Raw genomic sequence first — 1,973 nt, forward strand, 5'->3', positions numbered from 1 at the left:
GCCGACGCGTCGGCGCGCCCGGCCGGCAGGGCCGGCACGCAGGTCTGGATCCAGGGCCGCGGCCCCGACGCCATCCGCGCCCTCGCCGTCGACCTGCGCCCGATCGGCGTCGGGTAGGCCGTCGCCCCCGCTATCCCCGCCGCCCAGCGAATCGCGCACGCTCGCGCACAGCACTCCCGGCGTCTGCTGCGACCGGTGACCGGACGGCGTCACGTGGTCCTCTGTCGTCAGTAAGATCGGTGGGTCGAGCTTCGCCGGGTGGGCGGGCGTGGGGAGCGCGGGGTGTCGGAGGTCGGGGGCACGGCCAGGGAGCGGTCGCTTCGGCTTCTTGACTATCTGGTCGCGCTCGCGGGCCAGCTCTCCGGCCGGCCGCGGCGGCAGCTCTCGGACTACGAGCCGCCGCTGATCGGCCCGGTCGACGTGCCCGACAGCCCCGCGGTGACGCTCGGTGGGACGCCGTCGCGGCCGTTCTGGCTGCTGGTGGCCAAGGTCGCCGATCCGCCGCGGCCGCCGATACTGCCGGTCGTGCTGGCGCGCCATCTCGTCGGCGTGCCGGTGGGGATAGGCGCGGCGCCGCCGCTGCCCGTCGACCTCGACGACCGGTGCGCCCGAATCGGGGACGATCCCGGCGAGCTGCGCGCGCGGCACGCCGACTGGGTCCAGCGGCACTGGGCGCCCTGGGCCGAGGCGGCGCGGATCACGATGGCCGCGCGGCAGCTCTACCAGCAGCTCTACGACCTGCGCCTGCGCCTGGCCCGCGACAACGCGACGCACGAGCTGGTCTGGGGCCATGGGGTGTTGTCCTGGCTGACGGGTGGCCAGGCCGTGCACCACCCGCTCGTCCTCACCCGGGTCTCGATCGAGCTGGACGCGGACAGCGGCGTGCTGAGCGTCACGTCAGACGGCCTGCCGGAGCTGGAGACCGCGCCCCTGGACGACCTCGGGCTCGCCGCGATGGAGGAGCTCACGGCGCTGCGCGACCGGATGCGCGCCAGCCCGCCGGACCCGTGGGGCGACGAGGGCCTCGCGGAGCTCTACGCCCAGGCCGTCGCTCCGCTCGGGCTCGACGCCGTTGTGCGGCCCGGCGACCACGTACCGCCGCCGGGGGAACGCGCGGTGCTCGTGGACACCTGGGCGCTTTTCGTCCGCCCGCGGCCGGCGATGTTCCCCCGGTTCTACGCGGAGCTGCGCGAGGTCCTGGCCGAACGCGACATCCTGCCCGACGCGTTCGCGACGATCGTCGACGACGGCGGCGCCGACCCCGCCGAGGACCGCGTGTCGGCGTCGGCGTCGGCACAGCCGGTCGGGGTGGTCGCCGAGCTGCTCGGCGAGCGCCTGCTGCTGCCGTTGGCGAGCAACGAGGAGCAGGAACGCATCGCCTTACAGCTGCGCCACGCCCGCGGGGTCACCGTCCAGGGCCCGCCGGGCACCGGTAAGAGCCACACCATCGCGAACCTGGTCAGCCACCTCGTCGCCCATGGCCAGCGGGTGCTCGTGACGGCGCACGACGAGCAGGCCTTGGCCGTCCTGCGCGAGAAGATCCCCGCCGAGCTGCGGGACCTGTCCGTCGCCGTCCTCGGCGGCAGCTCCGCGTCGCTCACCCAGCTGCACGCGTCCGTCCAGATGATCATGGAGGCGGTCGCCGGCATCGACGTGCGCGCCGAACGGGCGGCGCTGGCCGGGCTGGTCGGCCAGCTCGACGCGGCCCGCGCGCGGCAGCGCCAGCTCGAACGACGGCTGCTCGACCTGCTCGCCGACGAGGGCGCCGAGTTCACCCTCCCGGACGGACGGGCGAAGGCGGCCCAGGTCGCCGACTGGCTGGCCCGCCACGAGCGGGACCTGGGCCGGATCCCGGACCCGCTGCGCGAGGACCAGACCATCCCGCTGACCGTCGCCGAACTCGACGAGCTGACCCGCCTCGCCGCCCGCCTCGCCGGCGACGCCGAGCCGGCGCGGCGCGACCTGCCGGAACC

1 protein-coding gene is annotated in these 1,973 nt (G+C 75.5%); it reads left to right on the forward strand.

Features of this window, described 5'->3' with window-relative positions; genetic code table 11:
* Window positions 1-282: 282 nt before the first annotated feature.
* On the forward strand, window positions 283-1,973 hold a 1,691-nt coding region (locus MXD58_RS30845; RefSeq protein WP_250610505.1), incomplete at its 3' end, for an AAA domain-containing protein.

This window comes from Frankia sp. AgKG'84/4 (assembly GCF_023242965.2).
GTDB lineage: Bacteria > Actinomycetota > Actinomycetes > Frankiales > Frankiaceae > Frankia.